The following is a 16,726-nucleotide window of genomic DNA, read 5'->3' as shown; positions in this document are numbered from 1 at the left end:
AAATGAAAAGGGGACATTGCCTTTGATGAAATTTTTAGTGTTAGCTATTCTCACTTTGTTTTTGATTCCATGGACACGAGGCGGTAGTAATAAACTTCGAGCGGTGGATAAGAAAGGGGATGAGAAGGTTGTAAAGGGTAAGAAATCATCTATTTTAGTTATTCCTATTTTATTTTGGATTGGTATTGCAATCTATGAATATCTTTGGCTAATTGATGATCGAGTAGATTCAATTCTTACTCATTATTCTGTTGCAGTAGCAATTTTAATTGGGCTTGTTTTATTTTCACAGGATAAGGTAGGGAAATTAGAAGGTACATTAAAAGGACTTTTAATGTTTGTTTTACTTGCAAGTTATGGTTATTTTGGTTATTTGCATGATATAGTAATCACGCAAAAGAAATATGATTCTGTTGTTAAGGTAGAGAAAGATATTTCAGAGCCATTTACTGAAAATGATCAGCCGTTTACAGTGCCGCCTAAAACAGCGGAAAATAAAATGAAAAAGGTATTTGGAGATATCCCAAAAGTAGCTTATTTTGAACTAGGTGAATTAACACCACAAATGGTAAAAGGTGAAGCTTTATATGTAGCACCGATTGAAGTTTCAGGCTTTTTTAAAGCACGTAAAGCTGAAACAATTCCAGGTTATGTAACGATGTCAGGTACGAATCCTGATGCGGAAGCGAAACTACATCTCGGTTATAAAATGAAATATGTACCAAGCATGTTTTTCGGTAATAAATTAGAACGTGTCGTTCGAAAAGCAGAACCAGATCTAATCTTTAAAGGGAAACCTAAATTTGAAGTTGATGATAAAGGAAAACCGTATTATACAATGACGTACGGTGAATTTATTTCAGGAAGATCTGGATTTGAAGTAGAAGGTGTTGTTGTAGTAGATGCACAAACAGGTGAAGTAAAAAGGTATGATAAAGGAAAGGCACCTAAATTTGTTGATGGCGTATTAAATCATGAGACAGCATCTACGTTAAATACGTACTTCGGTAAATATATTCACGGATTTTGGAATACGAAATTCTCACAAACTGATATGAAGATTCCGACTGAGTGGGGGACGAAGGAAGGAGTTACACCAATATTCGGTAAGGATGGAACTCTATATTACTTTACTGATTTCACCTCTCCGAAAGAAGGAGTAGACTCTGCGTTAGGTTACTCACTCATTGATGCACGGACAGGAAAGTTATATTACTATAATGGAAAAGAAGTAAAAGGAATTATGGATGGTTCGGCTGCTACAGAAGTAGTGGATAATTCCTTTAAGAGAGAGAAGTGGCATGGAACGATGCCAGTTATTTATAACGTGTACGGTAAGCCTTCTTGGATTGTACCTGTTATTGATGACGGGGGATTAGTGCGTGCCCACACTGTTATATATGCTTCTAATGCGAAAATATTTGCAACAGGTTCGACACAAAAGGAAGCACTTGAGAATTATAAAAATGCGCTGAGTGGAAGTGGAGATTCATTTAGACCAACTTCAAATGGTAAAGAGGCGCAAAAAGAAGGTATTGTGCAACGTGTATATAAAGAAAAATCGGGTGAAAATACGATCGTGTACGTACTGTTAGAGAATGAACAAAAAGTATTTATGATACCTGCGAAAAAATTCCCGTATGCTATGTTTACAGAGGTAGGAGATCCAATTCAAATCACATATTTAGATACAGGAGAGGCGATGTCTTCCGTATCCAAATTTACAAATAGCAATTTGAAAAAGTAAAGCGATAGAATTTCTATCGCTTTTTTTTACAATGTGAAAAAGGAAAATACACTATACTTGACGTATGTTTATGTTGTAACTATAATTGTTACGATTTAGTGTGTATATGAAAGGGTGAATAGAAAAAGTGAATGGAGTTAATCACGAAATATATAAGCCTGTAAAGACAAACAGGTTATGGATGATTCTTGTACTAGGGACACTTACAGCGATTGGGCCATTATCTATTGATATGTATTTGCCGTCTTTACCGAAATTAACGGATGATTTACAGACAGGTGCATCTCTTGCGCAACTTACATTGACAGCTTGTTTGCTTGGGCTATCAGTAGGACAATTATTTGTCGGCTCCATTAGTGATATTTACGGAAGGCGCAAACCTCTTATTATCGCTCTTATTATTTATGTTGCTTCTTCATTACTTTGTGCTGTAGCACCGTCTATTTGGACTTTAGTACTTTTACGTTTCTTACAAGGTGCTTCAGGATCTGCTGGGATCGTTATATCCCGTGCAATGGTACGTGACATGTACTCAGGTTCTGAAATGACGAAATTTTTCTCGCTCCTCATGTTAGTAAACGGAGCAGCACCTATTTTGGCACCGATTATTGGGGGACAATTGTTACAGTTCACAACATGGCGCGGTGTTTTCATCGTTCTTGGAGCAATTAGTGTATTCATGTTAATATCAGCTACGTTCGTATTACGTGAAACATTGCCTCCGGAAGAAAGAGAGACTGGTGGTTTATCAGGAACATTAGCGACGTACGGGAAACTTCTGAAAGATCGTTTATTTATGGGATATGCATTGTCACAAGGATTAGTAACAGCGGCAATGTTTGCGTACATTTCTGGTTCACCATTTGTGTTGCAAAACATATACGGGGCATCACCACAGCAATTTAGTTTATTCTTTGCGATTAACGGTATCGGTATTATTATTGCTAGCCAAATTACTGGCCGTTTAGCAGGAAAAGTTAGTGAGAAGACATTATTTGTTTCTGGCATCATTATTGCGGCTGTTGGTGGTCTATCTTTACTACTGACAATCGTACTTGGAATAGGGTTAATTGGTGTTTTATGCTCGTTATTCCTTGTTGTATCAAGTGTTGGAGTTGTATCCACAACTGGGTTCTCGTTAGCAATGAGAAATCAAAAACAAGCAGCAGGAACAGCTTCAGCTTTACTAGGTTTATTACAGTTTATTTCAGGAGCACTTGTAGCACCGTTAGTAGGTATCGGTGGAAGCAATACCGCATTGCCTATGGGTGTTGTTATAGCACTTTGTGAAATTGGTGCGGTGTTATGCTATTTATTCATGGCAAAAAGAAGTGAAAAGCAGTTTGAACTGCAACAAAAACAAAATTTAGAGGCTTAATAAAAAAGAGCTGATTCAAAGGGAGTGGTTGAATCAGCTCTTTTTTCATTTCTTTGAAATAACTTATACATATTTGTAAGTGGATAGAGTGAAGCGATGCAAAAGTTATTTGCATAAAGTGACGATACTGTGACAAAAATGTTGGTATACATATTACCAAATCGTCTTAAGTGTAAAAAGTAGGATATTATCGGTATAATAACAAGTGGAGATAAAAGAAACCATAATGAGTAGTAGCTGTAGATAAAAGGAGAATTAGAGATGAAGAAGGTTTTAGGTATTGCTGTAATGGGAAGTATGATCCTTCTAGCAGGATGTAATGGAAATAAAGATACGAAAGAACCACAAGAAAAGGTAGAGCAATCCACTGAGCAAACCGAAGAGGTGGAAGCATACCGTGCAGTACATGAAAAATACGATATGAAAATGAATAAAGAAATTAATAAAGCACTGCAGTTATTTGAAGTGGCAAAAGAAAAGGGTGGTAAGGAAATAACTAATGCTAAATATAAGGAAGACGTGCAAAATGTAACAACGGGCATGTTAGAAGATATAGATCATATGCGTAAAGAAATTCGTGTACCGAAGTCGAAGGAACAAGAACATGAGATGTATGTTGGCTTCCTAGACGAATCGGAACAAGCGATGAAAAAATTACAGAAGTTAGCTAAAGAAGAAGATTCATCGTTGATTCGTGATATAGAAGTTAACTTTGCAACAGCATCGACATACTATAAACGTTTTCAAACAGAAGCGAAAAAATAACCTTGCGCATGCAAGGTTATTTTTTTTTCTTACCATCGCCATCTTCATCCTCGCTTACTAATACTTTTTGCTCTTCGTGAAATTCAGAAATAGTTTGTCTGGTAATATTATCGAAGGGGGTGTAAAAAGAGGTAATGCTTTTCTTTTTAATGAAGAGTTTATAAAAACCAATGATAACGAGTGTGACGATTGTTAATGGTAATCCTATAGTCGCTAGAAGTAAGGGATCCATCGTATAACTCCTTTAATATAATTTCTTTTTATTATAAGTGAAAACTGAGATTTTTAATAAATAACACCATTAAAAACAGATCCAAAAGAGTTAATTACGAACGGACTGTTCACGTTAAAAGAATGGAAGTATAACCAAGCAATTACAATACAAAAAAATAAAGAAGTAGGCAGCCGCCTACTTCTTTATTTTATTTCTCTTTTATATTCTTTTTTCGTTCCATCAGAGAAGACAACTTCTAAATCGAATTTTTGGTAGTCTTTATCAAGTTTGAACACGTTTACTACTTGATCGATTACTTCTTGGTCAGGTGTGTCTTTATCAAATTTTAATTCTTGTAGAAGTGGGCTTAATTTTGTAATAGCCTCGTCACCTGTAAACTTCGCATCTGTTTTATGATCTTCAAGTTTTGCTTCCATTTTCTTATCAGCTGCCACATTTTTATAATCAGCTTCGTAATCTTTCTTCGTATCTTGATAGTCTGCATCTAAACTGAATTCATTAAAATTAAGTTTTAAATCTGCAGGAGCCTCGTTTTTTGCTTCTTCAGTCGTTTTCTTATCAGAAGTTGTATCTTCCTTTGCAGGAGCTTTACATCCTGTTAATGCAGGTACTAGCATAAGAGCTAATAAAACTGATAGTAAAATTCTCATTATAAATTCCTCCTTATGTAACTTTGTTCTATACAAGTTTTTCCAAAAAGCATGTAATTATGTATGTGTTGAAAATAAATTATTTTCTTATACCTTCAAGGGTTAATCCGCAATTTAAATCAAAAACGATTTGTATGTATATGGTAAATTGAAGTTGTGAGGAGGTACTGAAATGCATGAAGAATATAAAGAGATGATAAAAAAAGCAATCGAATATATAGAGAATCATTTACATGAAGAGCTCACAACAGAAAGAGTAGCATTCCACAGTGCAGTATCGATGTACCATTTTCATCGTATTTTTCAAAGTTATATCGGGATGAGTGTAACGGATTATATTCGAAAGAGAAGATTAACTTATGCTGCACAGGCTTTAGTGTCGACTGAAAGAGCGGTTATTGATATTGCGATGCAATATGGTTTTTCCTCACAAGAGGCATTTACGAGAGCTTTTAAAAGAATGTTTCAATTGCCACCAAAGAAATATCGAAAGTATTTCCAGTCATTTTATATAGAAAGAGAGGGTGTTTCAATGCAAAAAGGTATACCAAAAGGATGGATCTTAAGTGGAAGTCATCCTGCTGAATATGAGATGGGTTTAGATTATGAAGTTGCCCATCAAGGAAAAGTATCTGCATACATAAAAGCAAAAGAGAATGTTACACATGGAGGATTTTCGACATTAATGCAAATGTTCCGGGCGGATAAATATGTAGGTAAAAGATTACGTTTAACAGCGTTTGTTAAGAGTGAGAACGTAAGAGATTGGGCAGGATTGTGGATGCGAGTAGACGGAAAAGATACAGAACCGCTTGCTATGGATAATATGCAAAATCGCCCAATTAAAAATACGAATAACTGGCAATCGTACTCGGTTGTATTAGATATAAAAGAAGGAGCGCTTGGTATTGCATTCGGCGTTTTATTATCAGGAGAAGGTTGTGTGTGGCTAGATAGTATTCGATTTGATGAAGTGGATGAAAAAATTCCTTCAACAGATTTGGCAGAAAACTTTTATGAAACACTCTTAGAAGAACCGGTGAACCTGCAATTTGAAGAGGTAGAAAAATAAAAAGTAAGGAGAAAAGGTATGCTCAAATATGTAAAACTAATAAGTATTAGTTTAGTAGTATCGTCGTGTATTATGGGAATCAACTATTTAATTAGTTATCTGTGGTCAGGACATATACCTTCTTTGACGTGGAAAACATATTTGATGTTTATGTTTATATTCATTATGAGTTTTAGTTCAATACAAAAAGAGAGTTATGAAGAGAACTGACAATCGTTCTTTTTGTCTTCTTATCATTAATACACAAATGTTTATCACTGTATTCGGGATTATTTCCCACAACATACGCAGCAAATGGTTATCATACAATAATATTCGGTGGAGTTAATTTAGAGAAAAATATTATTTCATTATTACTCATTATACTAGTTACACAATTGGTAGCGGGAATTACTCTAGTCATAAAAGGAATGGTAAAGGGAAGAGGTTCTGTAAGTAAAGAAGTATAAAGTAAAAAGGTATCCTTCAATTGGATACCTTTTTACTGGTATTTACTATTTTGCGACTTCTGTCCACTTGTAGTTAAACTCACCGCCAAAGTCAGTCGTTACAAGCCCTTTAATGAAAGAGCGACCTTGTTGGTATAAAGGAGCGACAGCGCCATCTTGTAATAAGATTTTTTCAGCTTGCTTCATTGCTCCAAAGCGAGCTTTTTCATCACCAGCTAAATCTGTTTTCACATCATCTTTGACTAGATTTCCATTTTCTTTACGGAAGTCGTAACTATATGTCAATAATAAAAAATGGAGTATTAATTTCGCAAAATAATATATTAGAAAAGCAGATTTCCTCGTATTAGGGAATCTGCTTTTAATATATTTTCCTAAAAAAACAATAGGTGTGAGTGGAAACACGATGATTAAAATTGTATTTTATTTTTCAATTTTTGCCCACTTGAAGTTTAATTGACCTGCAAAGTCCACTTGCACAATGCCTTTCACATAAGAACGTTCTAAATAGGATTCTCCTTTTTGGTAGAGAGGAGCGATAACAGAGTCTTTAAACAATATTTTTTCTGACGCTAGTAATGCGTCAAAGCGGGCCTTTTCATCACCAGCTAAAGTCGTTTTTACTTTTTCAATTGTGTCATCGAATTCTTTATTAGAGTAGTGATCTAAGTTATAAGGGTTGTTCGTTGTAAATAGTTCAAGGAATGTAATTGGGTCCGCAAAGTCAGGGCTCCAACCGTCAATTCCAATTTCATAGTCACCTTTTAATAAAAGTGAAACTTGTTGCTTACGCGGTTGCGGTTTTATATTTACTGTTAATCCATCTAAATTCTTTTCAAGCTGCCCTTTTAGGAACTCACCAGTTTTCTTCTCAAGGTCACCATCGCTTGTTAATAATTCTAATGTGATCTTTTCAGAACCAAGTTCTTTTTTGGCTTTTTTCCATAATTCTTGTGCAGATTTTGTATCAACTTTTGTTAAATCGCCGTTTGCAGTACGGAAGTCTTTTCCGTCAGGCCCTTTTGCAAAGTTTTTTGGCACGAGACCATAAGTTGGTGTAGAACCATCATTTAATAACGTATTTACAAAGGATTTTCTATCGATTGTTTGATCGATTGCTTGGCGTGCAGAAACGTTTTGAAGTACTTTGTTTTGTTGATTCATACGTAAAAATTGTACGCCTACGTTTGGACGTTCTTTAAAGTTAGCATCTTTTTTATATTTATCAACGAAGTCAGATGTTAGTTTAATACGGTCTAATTGTTTAGATTCGAATAAATTTACTTCTGTTGATTTTTCTTTTACGATGTTAAAGTTAATTTCTTCCAGTTTGACAGTATCTTTATCCCAATAGGTAGGATTTTTTTTGAATTTAAAGCTTTGTTCGTGCTTCCAATCGCTTAGTGTAAAAGCCCCGTTGTACAAAATTGTATTATCTTCTAAAGCGTACTTATCACCTTGTGCTTTAAAGAATTCTTCGTTAATTGGTAGAAATGTTGGGAACGCTGTTAAGCTAATAAAGTATGGAACAGGACGCTCTAATTCTACTTCAAACGTATGGTCATCAACTGCTTTTACACCAAGTTGGTCGGCTGGAAGTTCTTTGTTGTTAATTTTTGTTGCGTTTTTAATATCAAAGAATAGAAATGCATATTCAGAGGCTGTTGCTGGGTCAACAGCTCTTTGCCAAGCGAAGACAAAATCTTTCGCTGTAACAGGAGTACCGTTTGACCATTTTGAATCTCGTAAATGGAATGTGTATTTCGTTTTATCGCCACTTACTTCATGAGATTTTGCAACACCAGGAACAGGTTTATTACCTTCACCAAGATTATACAAACCTTCAAATACGTTTCTCATTACTTGACCAGAATCAGTATCTGTAGCACGAGCTGTATCCATCGTTCGAATCTCAGTAGGTGAAGATAAGTTTAAAACTTGCTTACTAGGTGCCTCGTCTTTTGCATTTGCTCCGCTAGCTTCGTTTTTATAACTACCGCAACCAGTTAATAAAATACTTACTCCTACAACTGATGCAATACCGGGTACAAACTTCTTTTTCATTTGATTTTCCTCCTAAATAATTAATAAGTTTGGATGATGATGAGGGAAATGAAAAACAAAAAATCCCTCTTTTCAGATCGAGAAAGAGGGATTTTTACGTACAAGTTATGCACCCGTATATAAACGAAGTCCCTCATTCTATCTTTCAAGCATAAAGCTTGCAGGAAGTGGCACAGTATTCAAAATGAACCTGCTGCCGAGGTTTCAAAGGGCCAGTCCCTCCACCTCTCTTGATACAATGAGTAAACGAATAAATTTTATTAATTTTTGTGTTTCTTTGATAATTCAAAATCTTACACCTTGGATAAGGAAGTGTCAATCAAATGAAATATAGTTTAAATTTTCAGTTTTTTAAAAATAAAAAAACCACTGCATATGGCAGTGGTTTCCTACTAGAAGTTAAAGTTATCTGGATCTGGACCGACGCGATGATTTTCATTTAAAGCTTGAATTTCTTTCATATCATCCGAGCTTAATTCAAAGTCGAAGATGTTTGCATTTTCAATAATGCGGTGTTCTTTAATTGATTTAGGAATCGTTACAACTTCGTTTTGTAAATCCCAGCGTAAAATAACTTGTGCAGTCGATTTATTATATTTTGTAGCGATTTCTTGTAATGTTGGATTATCCAGTAGCTGTCCTTGCATTAATGGTGACCAAGCTTCAAGCTGGATGTTATGTTCTTTACAGAAAGTGTGTAATTCTTCTTGTGCTAAGCGTGGATGGTATTCCACTTGGTTGACCATTGGCTTAATTTCAGCGATTTCAAACACGTCTTGTAAGTGGTGGATATGGAAATTACTCACACCGATAGCACGAACACGACCATCTTTATAAAGTTTTTCTAACGCTTTCCATGATTCAGTATATTTCCCTTTTACAGGCCAATGTACTAGGTATAAATCTAAATATTCTAGACCTAATTTTTCTAAAGTCGTTTCAAAAGCTTGAAGTGTTGATTCGTAACCTTGATCGCTATTCCACACTTTTGAAGTAATGAATAACTCTTCACGAGGAATACCAGATTCGCGAATTGCTTGACCAACGCCTTCTTCATTTTGATATATTGCTGCAGTATCGATGCTACGGTATCCATTTTTAATCGCTGCTTTTACAGAATCGATTACTTCCGATCCATCTTCTACTTTGAAAACACCTAAGCCGAACCAAGGCATTTTCACACCGTTATGCAATGTTGTATAGTCTTTTAAACTTGTTAAATTCATATTATTTCCCCCTAGCTTTTTTGTTTGTTGCTTCTACTGCTTGTTGAATTGCTTCTGAAAAATTATATTCATATAAAGTTTTGAGACCTTCAGCTGTGGAACCGCCTGGTGTTGTTACTTGTTCGCGGAGGTTAGCTGGATCTTGCGTTTGTTCAAGCATAGAAGCAGAGCCAGAAATCATTTGAATGACAAGGTGTTTTGCGGTTGCTTCATCGACTCCATAACTTTTTGTTGCTTCAATTAAGCTTTCGGCAAAGTAATAAAGGAAGGCTGGTGCACTTCCAGTAACTGCAGTAAGTTGATGCACTTCTTCTTCAGTGCAAAGTTGCGAAGTACCAATGCCTCTTAAAAGCAGTTGCAGGGTTTCTTGATGCATCTCATTTACTGATTGTCCCATTGTATATAAAGAGATAGACTTGCCAATTTCAGCAGCTGTATTAGGCATAATCCAAGCAACAGGTGTTCCTTGTGGAAGTCTTTCTTCTAAATAAGATGGGCCAATGCCAGCAGCTACCGTTACGACAAGTTGATTCGATAGTAACGGAGATAATTCCACTAATAATTCTTCATGTGCAGAAGGTGGCATTGCTAAAACAATCGTATCAACAGATGTAACATGTTGCTTCCAATCTGTTGTAATAGACACATTATAGCGCCCTTGTAATTGTTCTAGCTTTTCTACGTTGCTTCGATTAGAAACGATAATTTCTTCGATGTATTCTCTGCTTGTTTTAAGTAATCCGGAAAATATAGCTTCTGCCATACGACCGGCACCAATAAATAAAATTCGTTGTTTATTAGGCATATCCTTTATTCCTTTCCAGTGGAGATATGTTATAAAAAACGATACCATTTTTAAGAGAATTTTGTAAAAAGAAAAGGCTTATAGTAAAAAGGATGAAAATGGAGGGAGGAGAGTTGATACAAATAAGGTTATAAAGATTATTATATTTGAAAAATAGTTGTAATTAAAAATCCCTGAAGCAGTTATGCTTCAGGGATTAATAGATTATAAGTTTATGCTTTTGTTAGACCAAGTAATACAGCGCCGCCGATAATTAAAACACTACCTAGTGCAATAAAGATCAATTGACGTTTTGTTTTCTTTTCACCTAAGAAGACAATCGCACCGAAAGTCGAGATAACGATACCAGTTTGAGATAATGGGAAGCTTGTTGCTACTCCAACACGTGGTAGTGAAAGAAGTAAGAATAAGTTTCCTGTTCCCCATAGTAAACCAGATAAAGCATTACGAATTGCATATTTGTTAAATGGTTTATGTTTAGATGTCAGTACAACTGCACCAACGAACATACCAACTGCCTGTGGTAAAATAGCAGACCAACCATCAATGTTATACCAACGAATAATAATTACATATACAAGATAGCCGAAAGTAGAAACAATTAAAGTAAGAAGTCCCTTTTTCAATTGTCCTGGTGGCTGTGCATTTTCTTTATCATCTAATGAAGTGAATACAACACCAACTACAATTAATAGGATTGCAATCGTTCCCATAACGATCGTAGTAGTAGTGGTCCACTCATGAAAAGCGATAACTCCAAAGATAGAAGTTGCAACAAGTTGCATACCAGTAGAAATCGTTACAGTTGTTGAAACACCTAGTTTTTCAACTGTTTTTAATTGGTTTACTTGTCCTAAAGCCCAGAATAAACCTGAAATAAAACCAACAATCAAGACTGTCATTGTTAAAGCTGGTTGAGTAAATACATACATAATTGTTGCGAAGAATAGAGCACCGATTGTCATACCTACCGTTTGGCTATATGCACCACCGCCCATTTTTACGCTTACTAATAAGATGTTTCCCCATGCAATTGCAGGAAGAAGCGCTAATAAAATGTCCATTACAAGACTCCCTTCATTTTGCTATACAAATATAATTACATATCGTTCTACCGATTGGTAATGCACCACTAATAGAGTAGAAGATTACCGATCGCTAAAACAGGATGAAGAACTTACGATATAAATGCGTTTTCATTTCTTCAATTTTTGAAACACCTCCATATAATAACAGGAAATTGCCTATTTTAGAAAGTAAATTCAAATAAAATGTATATTTAAATAAAAAGTAAAATTCAGTTATTTCCCATCCCTATATTTTATTTCCTAAGAAATAAAGAAGCAGCTTCGAAAAAAGCTGCTTTAGGAAGTGGTAATTCGTTTATTAATGAGTTGAATACAGAATAAGAATAGAAGTGACATGCTAATCGTTATGATGACAAGTGTCCAAGCAAGTTGCATATTACTTGCATCAATGGCCATGTAAATGGCTGTTGGGATTGTTTGTGTCTTGCCGGGTATATTTCCTGCAAACATTAAAGTAGCACCAAATTCACCGAGCGCGCGAACAAAGCTTAAAATCATACCACTAAGTAGTGCGGGAAATGCAAGTGGGAGTGTAACGTGTAGAAAAACTTGATATTCACTCGCACCAAGGTCGCGTGCGCCATCTTCAATTTGTACATTTGCGATAGAAAACCCTGTTTTTGCCGATTGGTACATAAGCGGAAATGCAACGACTGTAGAAGCAATGATCGCAGCAGTAGATGTAAACATAATGGACTGCTGAAATAATGATTCAATCCACTTTCCAATTGGGCTGTTATTTCCAAAAATGATAATGAGAAAAAAGCCAATGACAGTTGGCGGAAGTACCATTGGTAATAAGAAAATGGTTTCTAATAGTACTTTATATCGCCATGAGGAGCGAGCTAGTGACCGCCCAATAATCGTTCCTAAAATCGTAACGATTATGGTGGCGCACGCAGCTACTCGCAAAGATAAAAAGACAGGTGACAAAATTGTATCAAAGCTCATAGCAATTATGGCAGGATTGTAAATCCGTATTTCTTAAAGATAGATTGTGCATCTTTTGACTGTAAATACTCATAAAATGAAGTCGCCTCTTTCTTATGCTTTGATTCTTTTATAACGCCTAAAGGATAGTGGATTGGTTCATGAGAAGTAGCTGCTGCAGTCTCACCGATCTTTACTTTATCTGAAATGAGAGCATCTGTTTTGTATACAATACCAGCATCGACATTACCTGTTTCTACATATGTTAACACTTGGCGAACATCTTTTGTAAATACGATTTTATTTTGAACGTCATTCCAAAGATTTTCATGTGTGAGAGAAGCTTTTGCGTATTTTCCTGCAGGTACAGATTCGGGTGTACCAAGTGCGATTTTCTTGATTTTCTCATCTTTTAAATCTTGAAATTTTGTAAGAGAACTATCTTTTGGAACGACTAGAACTAGTTCGTTTCCAAGAAGGTTTTTTCCTTCTTTTTCATCAATGAATCCTTTTTTAACAAGGGTTTGGAATTTATCTTCTGCTGCAGAGAAGAATAAATCAGCGGGTGCACCTTGTTCAATTTGTTGTTGAAGTGCACCAGAAGCACCGAAGTTAAAAGAAAGTTGAATATTTGGTTCTTTCTCTTTATATTGTTGTTCAATTTCTTTTAATGCATCTTGTAAGCTTGCAGCAGCTGATATAGTCAGTTCGACTGTTTTCCCCTCTTTAGCAGCTGGTTTTTCTTGATTTTCCCCGTTTGAACAAGCAACACTAAATAGAAGAAGGAAAGAAAGTATAAGTGCCCCGATGGATCGTAATGTGAATTTGTTCATAAAGAAATCCCCTTTCGTTTTGACATATTCAATTATAACTAATTATAACTAAATATAACTAGTTATAATTGAATATAATTTGAACGATTGAGTTGTTTTTAAAAAATAGGAGAAATATTCTTTTCTTTGTTACAATGAAGGAAGAAAGTGAGGAATCGTCTATGGATCATCATTCCTACACAACGGAAGAGGTAGCAAAGCGATTAAAAGTATCAAAACTAACTGTATACGACTTAATTAAAAAAGGAGAGCTGCCTTCTTATAGAGTTGGTAGACAGATGCGTATTGATGCAGCAGATTTAGAACAATATATAAAACAAATGAAAACAGGAAAGATACAAGTTACCTCTGCAAAGAAGGATGATAGTAGTATCTTGAATACATGCATTATTAGCGGGCAAGAACTAACGTTAGATATGTTGGCAAAACGTATAGAAAATCGTTTGCTAAGTTCAAATGTTTTAAGAGCGTATCAAGGTAGTTTAACGAGTTTAGTGAAAATGTACCAGGGAGAAGGAAGTATCGTTAGTCTGCATTTGTTTGATGGCGAAACGGGTACATATAATGTTCCGTACGTAAAGCGTATTTTAGTTGGACAACCATGTATTATGATTAATTTATTGGCAAGAAATGTTGGGTTTTATGTGCAAAAAGGGAACCCGAAAGGAATAAAAACGTGGGTTGATTTATCTCAGTCATCTATACGATTTATAAATCGAGAAAAAGGTTCTGGTATTAGGGTATTAGTGGATGAGCAATTGCGAATTCAAAAATTAAATAAAGAACATATTAGCGGATATGAACGGGAAGAATCGAATCATCTTGGTGTTGCCTCGCAAGTTGCGAATGGGAAAGCTGATGTTGGGGTAGGATCAGAAAAGTTTTCGCAAATTGTAAATGTAGATTTTATTCCAATCATGAAAGAGCAGTATGATTTAGTAATTTTGAAGAATAAAGAAAATGAAGAGCTTATCGAAGTTGTGAAAGAAATTCTGCAATCGGAAGAATTTCATAATGAATTAAAAGCAATTGGTGGATATGATATGACGAAAACAGGTCAAATTATATATGAAACAAACTAAAAAGCTGCTTGTCTATAAGACGAGCAGCTTTCTCTATATATAAAGGGGGTTGGGGAAACGGATTGTTAAACGAGACTTTGAGCAAGTGCGTAAATGAAAGCTGTAAGAAGAGTTGCTCCACTTGCAAGGCCGATAAAGTCTGATTTGTTGAATGTAATGTTGTTCATCATAATCTCTCCTTATTTGTTTAATGTAGTTGCAACAGATTTTGCATCGACAAGTGCGGATAGCACCATGCCCATTGTATTTAAAAATTTGTTTGATTTCATATTGTTCATCATGCGTATCCGCTCCTTTTCGAATTGTTGTTGCCCTGCTTATGTCTTAATTATAGGAAATATGGTCACCTGTAACTATCGAATTAGCTTACGAAAGACTTACACTTTTGTAAGAAAAAAAGACATTCCTGTAAGAATGTCTGTTAAAGCAAATTAATGTGATGATGCTCTTTAATTGTTTTTAAAAAGCTTCGCATCGAATTGGTCATGTAACTATCTTTACGACGTATGAAAACTGTTGAAATGCTGCCGTATTTCTCGGGAATTGGATGGCAGTGTACTTTACCTGCTGTAGAAAGGTGTTGCACCGCAGACTGGGGAACGAGTGTAATCCCAAGACCGAGTGCTACACTATTTAATATAGTTTCTAATATGTTAAATTCCATAATTCTTTTTGGTAGTAAACCTTCATCTTTAAGCCATCGTTCTAGTTTGGAACGGTATCCACATCCTTGATTAAAAACGAGTAGGGGCGTCGTTGTAAATTCTTCTATATGAAAAGCTTTATTTTGTGTCACAAGCATTAATTTTTCTGTACTAACATCGTACTGTTCAATAAGTGGATGTTTAATAGGACCTGATATAAAGGCACCATCTAATTGATGATCAAGCACTTCTCTAATAAGTCCTTCCGTTAGACCAGCTTGTAATGATAAATCGACATTTGGATAGCTTTTATAGTAAGAAGACAAAATGGTAGGTAATGTACTTACTGTTTCGACTGTACCGATTTTTAATATACCAGATGGTGTTTCACTATCTAAAAATACTTGTTTTAGCTCTTCAACATCTTGCAAAATTGTATTAACATAAACGAGCATTTTCCTTCCTTCAGCTGTTAAAGTCATGCCTCGTTTATGACGATAAAAGAGCGGTGTTTTTAGCTCGTTCTCTAATTGTTTAATACGTGATGTTACATTTGATTGTACGTAATTTAATTCCTTTGCGGCGTTACTGGCACTACCGTATTCAGCGACGCTTTGGAAGATTTGTAAGTCTCTTAATTCCATATTACGATCCCCCTTGATGTTAACTATCATTATAAATGATAGTTAACATCATTTTGAATCATTTTACGTGATATATTTTTTCTTTTACAATTCTCTTTGTGCAAATAGAAAGAAGAGGAGGATTGTGGTGAGAAGAGGTCAAATGATAATAGGCGCTTTGGCGTGTTTAATAGCAAGTATGTCATGGGGAGCGATGTTTCCAGTTGCTGATCATGCACTAGAATACATAGATCCATTTTATTTTTCACTTATTCGCTATGGAGCAGTGGCGATAGTACTGATTGTATTATTATTAATGAAAGAAGGAAAACAGGCATTTCGTTTAGAGGGAAGAGGAAAGTTGCTCGTCTTTTTTGGAACGATGGCGTTTACTGTATATAATGTACTCGTATTTTTAGGTCAAATGTTAATGGGGAAATCAGGTGTAATGGTAGCATCCATTATGGAAGCACTTATGCCGATGATTTCTATTTGTATTTTATGGGGATATAAGCATGTAAAACCGAAAAAGTATATGATAACGAGCATGATTATTGCTTTTGTAGGAGCGGTGTTTGTTATTACGAAAGGTGACATGAGTTTCTTTTTAACATTGAAAGATAACATGTTTTCACTAGCATTTATATTTATTGGTGTTGTAGGTTGGGTTATTTATACGATGGGTGGTCAAACGTGTAGCGATTGGTCAACATTACGCTATTCTACGTTGACGTGTGTATTTGGTACAACTGTCACAGGAATAATAACGGTAATTATTACGGCACTTGGATATGTTTCAGTTCCGAGTATGGAAACGATTTCTGTTGTGAAATATGATTTATTATTTATGATGACATTACCAGGTATCGTAGCGTTACTTGCTTGGAATTATGGTGTGAAAGTTTTATCGTCTATTAATGGGATTTTATTTATTAATTTTGTACCCATTACGACTTTAGTTATTATGGTGATGCAAGGATATCAAATAACAACGTTTGATATTGCAGGAACTTTACTTGTTATTGCAGCACTTATTCACAATAACGTTTGTCAGAGAAAAGAAGAAAATACAAATAAGCGAGTTTTACAAGAAGAGCAATTACGCCAAGCTGTTTAATGGGCAATTGGAGGATTT

17 protein-coding genes, 1 pseudogene and 1 riboswitch are annotated in these 16,726 nt (G+C 35.3%); of the genes and pseudogenes, 7 read left to right on the top strand and 11 right to left on the bottom strand.

The features are described from left to right. The first annotated feature begins 25 nt into the window (after positions 1–25). From COC96_RS25995 to COC96_RS25985, 3 genes are all read left to right on the top strand, one after another. Complete coding sequence (locus COC96_RS25995) at positions 26–1,747, top strand: DUF3981 domain-containing protein (protein ID WP_098769683.1); 1,722 nt, start codon at positions 26–28, stop codon at positions 1,745–1,747. A 118-nt stretch (positions 1,748–1,865) separates the two neighbouring features. Further along, positions 1,866–3,125, top strand: coding sequence for a multidrug effflux MFS transporter (locus tag COC96_RS25990; RefSeq protein WP_225316056.1), 1,260 nt, complete (start codon positions 1,866–1,868; stop codon positions 3,123–3,125). Between the two features lie 261 nt (positions 3,126–3,386). Continuing rightward, positions 3,387–3,890, top strand: coding sequence for a hypothetical protein (locus COC96_RS25985; protein ID WP_098268948.1), 504 nt, complete (start codon positions 3,387–3,389; stop codon positions 3,888–3,890). Between the two features lie 16 nt (positions 3,891–3,906). Here the strand turns inward: COC96_RS25985 and COC96_RS25980 are convergent, their stop codons facing one another. Next, complete coding sequence (locus COC96_RS25980) at positions 3,907–4,122, bottom strand: DUF3951 domain-containing protein (RefSeq protein ID WP_098769682.1); 216 nt, start codon at positions 4,120–4,122, stop codon at positions 3,907–3,909. Between the two features lie 185 nt (positions 4,123–4,307). After that, positions 4,308–4,775, bottom strand: coding sequence for a YusW family protein (locus COC96_RS25975; RefSeq protein WP_098268946.1), 468 nt, complete (start codon positions 4,773–4,775; stop codon positions 4,308–4,310). A 172-nt stretch (positions 4,776–4,947) separates the two neighbouring features. On the opposite strand from COC96_RS25975, the gene COC96_RS25970 reads away from it, so the two are divergent. Continuing rightward, the gene (locus COC96_RS25970; protein WP_098769680.1) at positions 4,948–5,847 is read left to right on the top strand and encodes a helix-turn-helix transcriptional regulator; all 900 of its coding nucleotides are present in this window, start codon (positions 4,948–4,950) and stop codon (positions 5,845–5,847) included. Between the two features lie 18 nt (positions 5,848–5,865). Beyond that, positions 5,866–6,057 (top strand): hypothetical protein, encoded by a 192-nt coding sequence (locus tag COC96_RS25965; protein WP_097903356.1) that lies wholly within the window; start codon positions 5,866–5,868, stop codon positions 6,055–6,057. 284 nt (positions 6,058–6,341) lie between these two features. Here the strand turns inward: COC96_RS25965 and COC96_RS25955 are convergent. The 7 genes and pseudogenes from COC96_RS25955 to modA form a co-directional block, all read right to left on the bottom strand. Continuing rightward, a pseudogene (locus COC96_RS25955) lies at positions 6,342–6,530 on the bottom strand (peptide ABC transporter substrate-binding protein); the annotation flags it as partial. Between the two features lie 189 nt (positions 6,531–6,719). Then, a complete protein-coding gene (locus COC96_RS25950; RefSeq protein WP_098769678.1) occupies positions 6,720–8,360 on the bottom strand; it encodes a peptide ABC transporter substrate-binding protein in 1,641 nt (546 codons plus the stop codon). Positions 8,361–8,495: 135 nt separating this feature from the next. Continuing rightward, a riboswitch (SAM riboswitch) is annotated at positions 8,496–8,600 on the bottom strand. A gap of 152 nt (positions 8,601–8,752) precedes the next feature. After that, entirely contained in the window at positions 8,753–9,586 is an 834-nt protein-coding gene (locus COC96_RS25945; RefSeq protein WP_098268943.1) for an aldo/keto reductase, read from the bottom strand. 1 nt (position 9,587) lies between these two features. Beyond that, positions 9,588–10,391 (bottom strand): pyrroline-5-carboxylate reductase, encoded by an 804-nt coding sequence (gene proC / locus COC96_RS25940; RefSeq protein ID WP_098268942.1) that lies wholly within the window; start codon positions 10,389–10,391, stop codon positions 9,588–9,590. Between the two features lie 212 nt (positions 10,392–10,603). Then, positions 10,604–11,455: a GRP family sugar transporter gene (locus COC96_RS25935; RefSeq protein ID WP_098268941.1), complete on the bottom strand. Its 852-nt coding sequence runs from the start codon at positions 11,453–11,455 to the stop codon at positions 10,604–10,606. Between the two features lie 300 nt (positions 11,456–11,755). Further along, entirely contained in the window at positions 11,756–12,430 is a 675-nt protein-coding gene (gene modB, locus COC96_RS25930) for a molybdate ABC transporter permease subunit (protein ID WP_098268940.1), read from the bottom strand. A gap of 5 nt (positions 12,431–12,435) precedes the next feature. Further along, positions 12,436–13,242 carry a molybdate ABC transporter substrate-binding protein gene (modA, locus tag COC96_RS25925; RefSeq protein ID WP_098268939.1) on the bottom strand — a complete coding sequence of 269 codons (807 nt, stop codon included), beginning with the start codon at positions 13,240–13,242 and terminating at the stop codon, positions 12,436–12,438. A 134-nt stretch (positions 13,243–13,376) separates the two neighbouring features. Here modA and COC96_RS25920 point away from each other — a divergent pair, with 134 nt between their 5' ends. Beyond that, on the top strand, positions 13,377–14,324 hold the full coding sequence (locus tag COC96_RS25920; protein ID WP_098268938.1) for a helix-turn-helix transcriptional regulator: 948 nt from the start codon (positions 13,377–13,379) through the stop codon (positions 14,322–14,324). 65 nt (positions 14,325–14,389) lie between these two features. On the opposite strand, the gene COC96_RS25915 is transcribed toward COC96_RS25920, so the two are convergent. Continuing rightward, on the bottom strand, positions 14,390–14,491 hold the full coding sequence (locus tag COC96_RS25915) for a DUF3948 family protein (RefSeq protein WP_088232809.1): 102 nt from the start codon (positions 14,489–14,491) through the stop codon (positions 14,390–14,392). 254 nt (positions 14,492–14,745) lie between these two features. Continuing rightward, positions 14,746–15,612 carry a LysR family transcriptional regulator gene (locus COC96_RS25905; RefSeq protein WP_098769676.1) on the bottom strand — a complete coding sequence of 289 codons (867 nt, stop codon included), beginning with the start codon at positions 15,610–15,612 and terminating at the stop codon, positions 14,746–14,748. Between the two features lie 127 nt (positions 15,613–15,739). Here COC96_RS25905 and COC96_RS25900 point away from each other — a divergent pair, with 127 nt between their 5' ends. Beyond that, positions 15,740–16,708 (top strand): DMT family transporter, encoded by a 969-nt coding sequence (locus COC96_RS25900; RefSeq protein ID WP_098769674.1) that lies wholly within the window; start codon positions 15,740–15,742, stop codon positions 16,706–16,708. The last annotated feature ends 18 nt before the right edge of the window (positions 16,709–16,726 follow it).

The sequence above is a fragment of the Bacillus cereus genome (assembly GCF_002577405.1).
In the GTDB taxonomy this organism is placed as follows: Bacteria; Bacillota; Bacilli; order Bacillales; family Bacillaceae_G; genus Bacillus_A; species Bacillus_A cereus_AU.
Note: the sequence above shows the minus strand (reverse complement) of the source record. Positions and strands in the feature narration are given on the sequence as shown.